This is a genomic window from Campylobacter sp. BCW_4323, from assembly GCF_001763115.1.
GTDB lineage: Bacteria > Campylobacterota > Campylobacteria > Campylobacterales > Campylobacteraceae > Campylobacter_D > Campylobacter_D jejuni.
This window is the reverse complement of sequence record NZ_MJYC01000013.1, coordinates 1-4,170: the sequence shown is the minus strand read 5'-3', so window position 1 is coordinate 4,170 and position 4,170 is coordinate 1. Positions and strand designations below refer to the sequence as shown.

The 4,170-nt window shown below is 26.9% G+C and carries 6 protein-coding genes and 2 pseudogenes; all 8 read right to left on the bottom strand.

Annotation, left to right across the window (positions count from 1 at the left end; genetic code table 11):
* A pseudogene (locus AJN60_RS09250) lies at positions 1–440 on the bottom strand (hypothetical protein); the annotation flags it as partial.
* Positions 441–696: 256 nt separating this feature from the next.
* Positions 697–1,056 (bottom strand): hypothetical protein, encoded by a 360-nt coding sequence (locus tag AJN60_RS00485; RefSeq protein ID WP_070243431.1) that lies wholly within the window; start codon positions 1,054–1,056, stop codon positions 697–699.
* Positions 1,049–1,477: a hypothetical protein gene (locus AJN60_RS00480; RefSeq protein WP_070243432.1), complete on the bottom strand. Its 429-nt coding sequence runs from the start codon at positions 1,475–1,477 to the stop codon at positions 1,049–1,051. The genes AJN60_RS00485 and AJN60_RS00480 overlap by 8 nt, the downstream gene beginning before the upstream one ends.
* An 86-nt stretch (positions 1,478–1,563) precedes the next feature.
* Positions 1,564–2,052, bottom strand: coding sequence for a hypothetical protein (locus AJN60_RS00475; protein ID WP_038849842.1), 489 nt, complete (start codon positions 2,050–2,052; stop codon positions 1,564–1,566).
* A gap of 166 nt (positions 2,053–2,218) precedes the next feature.
* Positions 2,219–2,515: a hypothetical protein gene (locus AJN60_RS10120; protein WP_374220155.1), complete on the bottom strand. Its 297-nt coding sequence runs from the start codon at positions 2,513–2,515 to the stop codon at positions 2,219–2,221.
* A gap of 85 nt (positions 2,516–2,600) precedes the next feature.
* The gene (locus AJN60_RS10115) at positions 2,601–2,798 is read right to left on the bottom strand and encodes a hypothetical protein (RefSeq protein ID WP_410002332.1); all 198 of its coding nucleotides are present in this window, start codon (positions 2,796–2,798) and stop codon (positions 2,601–2,603) included.
* Positions 2,799–3,311: 513 nt separating this feature from the next.
* Positions 3,312–3,896: pseudogene (gene icmH, locus AJN60_RS00460) on the bottom strand (type IVB secretion system protein IcmH/DotU); the annotation flags it as partial.
* A gap of 43 nt (positions 3,897–3,939) precedes the next feature.
* On the bottom strand, positions 3,940–4,116 hold the full coding sequence (locus AJN60_RS09655; RefSeq protein WP_002871628.1) for a hypothetical protein: 177 nt from the start codon (positions 4,114–4,116) through the stop codon (positions 3,940–3,942).
* Between the last annotated feature and the right edge of the window lie 54 nt (positions 4,117–4,170).

Sequence of the window (4,170 nt, the reverse complement as noted above, 5' to 3'; positions counted from 1 at the left end):
AGGGATAGAGTTATGTCTTGAACTATATCTTGAATCGAGCTAATAAAATTATCAGTTTCAGTTCCCCTAAACCCTACTATAAATTCATCTTTTTGTTTATCGTAAAACAAAGTAGCACTAAAGCCACTTGTAGTGTTAGGCTGATGAAATTGAACCTCATATCTTTGAATGAAATTTTTAGTCTGTAATTCTCCAAATTCTCCATTAAGTGTCGGATATAGTGCAATGGAATCATCATAAATAAAATAATCTTTATATTTTTTAGATAAGGTCTTTGTATATTCTAAATTTTCTATATTGTCTTTATCTTTAGGGAATCTATTTTGCCCTATTTTATAACTATCCATTTCTCGCTTATCGTTATTGATATACATAAAGTTAAAATAACTTGCTTGAGCCAACTCGGCATAGTCTCTTAGATTGTTGATTAATTCTTTCATTTAGTCTCCTAAAGTTAATTTAGCACCAAAAACAGAGCAAATGCCAAAGGGTAATATAAAAACAATATTAAAAAATTCCTTAAATATTTTTTAATTCTTGTTATTCCAAAAAGCCATAGATTGGCTATCATTAGTGGAAAGACTATCCAACCAAGCATTATAAAAAACTCCTCAACCCTATTTGGATTATGTCCAACAATAGGAGATATAAACCAACCTACAACACATAATATAATCCAACAAATATAAAGTATTTTTAGAATCCGCATTCTGTTTCCCTAAACCACACCACGAAACCATCTTTGTGTGTATCATAGAACAAAGCAGCAGAAAAGCTTGACTCTGTATTTGTTTGATGGATTAATAAATCATATCTATCTAAGAATTGTTTGGCTTGGAGTGGGGAGAAGTCGCCATCGAGTTTGCCGATTTTAAATCCTCTTTCATCAATAATTTTAGAGTTTTTATAGGTAATATCTAAAACATTTACAAAGGTAACAATTTTATCTTCATCTTTTATATCAAATTTATTATCAACATAATGAAAATATCCATAACTTGCCTGTGCAAGTTCTGCCATGTCCCTTAGTTTATTAATTTGTTGTTTATTATCCATATAATTCTCCTAATAAGCTTCTGCAATCTATTTCACCGTCAAGCTTTAATCTAAAATCCATATTACCCTCATTACCATAAATATTTGGTGCATAGTTTTTCCATATTGGTCTAAAATATATTTTATTAATATTTTTAAAAGTTAATGTTTTGTTATTTGGATTCTTATAATAAATATATATACCTAAATCTATTCTATTACTATAACCTATTTTTGCATAACCATTTTTTCCTATACTACCATCTAAACTCTTATCAAAATAAGCTAAGATTCTATTATATTTTTCCTCACTTTTTGGATAATTATTTAATTTACATAACCCTCTAAATTCCCAATAGCTAGGATATATAAAAGGGGTATAAAATAATATAATTAAAATTATTGGTGATAATAGCACTAAAATCTTTTTATATTTTTTCATTCTATCACCTTAGTATTGCTAAGTGGAAATATCCATACGATGCCCAAGCTAGTTCTGAATTATCACGAAGCTTTCTAATCTGCTCTTTATTGCTCATATTCTATCCTTTTATCCAAATTTCCACACATTAAAAAATTATTCCATTTAACCCTTAAATCCATATTGCCCTCATTACCTAATATCATGGGTCTCCAATTATACCATACTAAATCCCCCGTATCAATTTTGATAATATTCCAATTTAAATCACTATAAATATTTAACTGAGCATTTTCTATTCGCATCAAAAAATGTGGATATGGGATACGAGAGATATAGGTATTATTCTCCAACTTAGCATACTTTTTAATTTTTTGGTTATCTACATTAAAAATTTGCATTAAGGGTTTTATTCTTTGTGTATGCTCTATATGTTGATTATGAAGTTGAAATGTAGCCTCGCATATTTCCTTAAACTTCCAATAACTTGGTTGTAATTCATAAGGAGTATAATAAAGTGGGATTCCAAGTAGATAAATTCCAAATAATGCAATAAAAGCTAAGATAATCTTTTTAGGTGTCAGAAACTTTTTCATTATTTGACTTCCTTAGGCTCTGTTCCCCTAATGGCTAAAGTATATTCCTTAGTTTCCTTGTTTTGAAAGAGAGTAGCAGAAAAGCTTGACTCTGTATTTGGTTGATGGATTAATAAATCATAGCAAGAAAAGAATTGTTTAGCTTGGAGTGGGGAGAATTCGCCACCTAAGAAATGTTTATGATACCAAGAATCTTGAGGCTTACCATTATTGTCTTAAAATATTTGCATTCTATATTAAGAATGTCTGCAGGGGTAGGGTAAATGGATTGTAATTGTTTATCGGTTTTACTAGATTCTAAATTATTGTTTTTATATAATTTTCTAAAATACTCTAATCTTTCTTTGTCTATGTTATCTTTATTGAAATCATACCTTGGATTAGCCAGATGAAAATATCCATAACTAGCCCAAGCTAGTTCTGAATTATCTTTTAGCTTATTAATCACTGCTTTATTTTTCATTGTTTAGTCCTTTTTGAAATATATGCAACTTATTGGGACACTTCCTAAAAAAATCCTGTCCCCTCATTACCTGCTGGGAGGGGTCTCATTTTATCCCAATTAGCATAAAAAAAGGTTTTATACTAAAGTCAATATTGTCTTTTATTGCAATATTACTTTTAAACCATATTTCAAAGCTTATTTCGGTTCTTCCATCTATCCATGTTTCAAACCAGTATCTACTATATTTTTTATCATTAGTTACCCCTAGCTCTTTTTTATATGACTTTGACATATTATCCAAATCCGTATCAAAATACCTTAGCACTTTATTATAATACTCCTCATCTAATTTACTACCATTGGCTTGGTAAATCTCTGGGTCTAGTTTACATATTTCTTTAAACTTATAAAAGCTTGGCTCTAAATAATAAGAATATGGAGTATAATAAAAGATAATTAAGCCTATACTTCCAAGAAAGACTAAAAACTTTGAAACGCTTTTTTAGATTTAAAGATGATTTTATAAATAAATTTTAATATAAGATAAGAAAGAATAGTAGAAATTATAATAAGAAGTAATATATATGTCATGGGTTATCTCCTTAGACTCTCTATTTTATTAAAATTAAAATGTAATTTTGTAGTTTAGTGTTAGCAGTATAACTTTTTCTTTATCATTAAAACAATAGAGCTTGTTTTTTCATATATTTTTATCCTTTAGATTTGCATTTGATTTTTATTCTAGCTGTAAAATAATTTTTATTTAATTTTACTCATAACAAATAAATTGATATTTAAAAAAAATTTAATATCTTTATTCTATATGTGTTAAATTTTTTATCAATGCGGATATATTATTATCCACTTTAAGATTATTGGCTTCTAAATTAAAAATTGCAAAGCTTAATACTCCTAATACAATCAATACTGGCACAATGATAATAAGTTTTTTAAAATACAATCTTATAAATTTTTGCCAAATATTTTCTTCTAAACCAATTTTGTATGCTTTATTAAAAGCTAACTCTTCTTCTATCTTATAAACCGGTTTTAAAGATGTGGCAATATTATTGCAAAAATGAATTATTTTTTCATCTCTATCCTTAGTCTCATTATATTTTCCTTTATAACCAAGAATCAAACAAGCATAAATAAATTCCAAAAAATCTTTAAACTTAAAAGGATTATTAATCCAAGATGATGCAATATCATAAAAATTATTTCCGCCTAAAGTTTCATCAAATAACCTTACAGTTAGAGTATTGTGAACCCAAAAATTGATAAAAAGTTCATTTTTCATCAAGCTTTCATCTATAAAGACACAAAGACAATATTTGAATTTAATAATTTCTTTTTCATCATATTCTTTACACATACTTAGTTTAGCGGTTATATCTAAATTTTATTAATCATTTAATTCACCTTTATAATAAAACTATATTTTATCCGACTTTTTCTTTTTTTCCAGCTATTTTGCCATTATAGCTTAAGTTTAAAAGCTCATTTAAGGTAATAATAGTTTCATTTTCTTGCAATATACAATCTTCTAAATCAAAATAAAAATAACTAGCTTGTGCAAGCTCGGCATAATCTCTTAGCTTATCGATTTTTTCTTTCAAAATTATCCTTTATTTAAATAATGATAAAAAAATATATAATGTAACATAAAAACT

Coding starts and splice junctions, on each gene's coding strand:
- AJN60_RS10120 (WP_374220155.1), bottom strand. CDS start 2,515: ATGAAAAATAAAGCAGTGATTAATAAGCTAAAAGATAATTCAGAACTA.
- AJN60_RS00485 (WP_070243431.1), bottom strand. CDS start 1,056: ATGGATAATAAACAACAAATTAATAAACTAAGGGACATGGCAGAACTT.
- AJN60_RS00480 (WP_070243432.1), bottom strand. CDS start 1,477: ATGAAAAAATATAAAAAGATTTTAGTGCTATTATCACCAATAATTTTA.
- AJN60_RS00475 (WP_038849842.1), bottom strand. CDS start 2,052: ATGAAAAAGTTTCTGACACCTAAAAAGATTATCTTAGCTTTTATTGCA.